Origin of the sequence: Micromonospora sp. NPDC049580 (assembly GCF_040675595.1) — a bacterium.
Classification (GTDB): domain Bacteria; phylum Actinomycetota; class Actinomycetes; order Mycobacteriales; family Micromonosporaceae; genus Micromonospora.
The window spans coordinates 1-2,330 of sequence record NZ_JBFAPG010000693.1 but is presented as its reverse complement, the minus strand read 5'-3'; the positions used below and the strand labels follow the sequence as shown (position 1 = coordinate 2,330).

General features: G+C 77.1%; 1 protein-coding gene. It reads left to right on the top strand.

What is annotated here, in order from left to right; all coding sequences use genetic code 11:
- Nucleotides 1-2,330: tetratricopeptide repeat protein (locus AB0J68_RS31070; protein ID WP_363942320.1), on the top strand; the 2,330-nt coding region annotated here is incomplete at both ends.

The following is a 2,330-nucleotide window of genomic DNA, read 5'->3' as shown; positions in this document are numbered from 1 at the left end:
CCGGTCGCGGCGCACAGGCGCTGGCGTACTACGCCCGGCTGCGGGACCGCCTCGCCGACGCGCTCGGCGCGGACCCGGGCGTCGAGCTCCGCCAGCTGCACCAGGCCATCCTGCGCGGTGAGATCACCGTGCCCACTCCCGGACCGTCCCCCGCCCCCACCGGAGCGGGCCTCGTCGCCAGGCCGCACCCGGAGCGCCCGATCCCGGCGCAGTTGCCGTCGGATGTCCGGGGTTTCGCCGGGCGCGGTCCGGAGCTGGCTCGTCTGGACGCGCTGCGGGCGTCCGCCGAGGCGCAACCCGGGGCGGTCCCGCTGGCGGTGCTCTCCGGGGCGGGCGGGGTGGGCAAGACGGCGCTCGCCGTGCACTGGGCGCACCGGGCCGCCGGACACTTCCCCGACGGGCAGCTCTACGCCAACCTGCAGGGCTACAGCCACAGCGGTGTGGTGCGCAGCCCGGAGCAGGTGGTCCGGGGTTTCCTGGCCGCGCTCGGGGTGCCGCCGCGGGAGGTGCCGGCGGATGAGCAGGCACAGACCGCGCTGTACCGGAGCCTGCTCGCCGGTCGGCGGATGCTGGTGCTGCTCGACAACGCCCGGGACGCGGCGCAGGTCCGGCCGCTGCTGCCGGGCGCCGCCGGCTGCCTGGTGCTGGTGACCAGCCGGGATCGGCTCACCGGGCTGGTGGCCACCGAGGGCGCCGAGGCGGTCGTGCTGGATCTGCTCACCGCCGAGGACGCGCAGGCCCTGCTCTACGCGCGGATCGGGGCGCGGGCGAGGGTCGAGCGGGCCGCCGTTGACGAGCTGGTCCGACTCTGCGACCGGCTGCCACTGGCCCTGGTCGTGGTGGCGGCCCGGGCGGTGGTCCGGCCCCAGCTGCCCCTGACCGAGTTGGGCGCGCAGCTCCGGGCCGACGGCCGGCTGGACGGACTGGACACCGGAGAGCACGAGAGCAGTGTGCGGGGGGCGCTGTCCTGGTCGTACCGGCTGTTGTCGGCGTCGACCGCGCGGCTGTTCCGGCTGGTCGGGGGAAGTACGGACGTGACGGTGAGTACGGCGGCCGCGGTCAGTCTCGCCGGCGGCGGTCGACGGGCCGTCCGGGCGGCGTTCGCCGAGCTGGCCGACGCGCATCTGGTGTTGGAGCGCGGCCCGGACCGGTACGCGATGCACGACCTGTTGCGGGCCTTCGCGGCCGAGCTGTCCGCCGAACACGATCCGGCCGGCGACCGGGCCGAGGCGCGCGGCCGGCTCTTCGACCACTACCTGCACAGCGCGCACGGCGCCGCCGTGCTGCTGCACCCGCACTGGGATCCGATCACCCTCGCCCCGGCCGTCGCCGGCGTCCGGGCGGAGAAGTTCGGCGACCATGACGAGGCGGTGGCCTGGTTCACGCGCGAGCGCGACGTGCTGATCGCGCTTGTCGAACGATGCGCCGCCAGCGGGTTCGACCGACACGCCTGGCAGCTGGCCTGGAGCCTGACCAGTTTCCTGGACCGGCAGGGCGGCTGGCACGACCAGTTGGCGGTGCAGCGTACGGCGCTGGCGGCGGCGCGGCGCGGCGGCGAGGTGGCCGGGCAGGCGCACGCGCACCGCAGCCTGGCCCGGGCGCACGCCCGCCTGGGTCGGCTCGACGAGGCGCCCGGTCAGCTCCAGCGGGCGCTGGAGCTGTTCCGCGAGCTGGGCGACCCGGCCAACCAGGGGCACACCTGCCTCGACCTCGCCGAGGTGGCCGACCGGGAAGGCCGGCGTGCCGAGGTGGTCGAGCATGCCGAGGCGGCGTTGGCGCTGTACCGCGAGGCGGGCCACCGCTACGGGCAGGCGATGGCGTTGAACGCGGTCGGCTGGTATCGGGCCCAGCTCGGCGCGCACGACGCCGCGGTGGAGGCGTGCCAGCAGGCGCTGGAGCTGCTGCGCGAGTTCGACGACCGGCAGGGCCAGGCGCCCACCTGGGACACCCTCGGCTACGCGCAGCACCGCGCGGGACGACCCGCGGAGGCGGTGGCCGCGTACCGGCACGCGGTTGAGCTGTACCGGGAGTTCCGGGACCGGTACTACGAGGCGGACACGCTGACGCACCTCGCGGAGGCGTTGGCCGACGTCGGCGACCCGGCGGAAGCGGCGCGGAGTTGGCGGACGGCGCTGGGCATCCTCGACGAACTCGGGCACCCGGACGCCGAGGGGGTCCGCCGTCGGCTGGCGGACGCCAACGCAACCGGACCGGGGGGGGGGGGGCGCGGGGGGGGGGGGCCGCCCGCCGGGGGGGGGGGGCGGCGGCAGGGGGGGGGCCCGCCCGGGGGGGGGCGGACGGGGGGTGCCGGGGGGGGGGGGCCGCGGTGG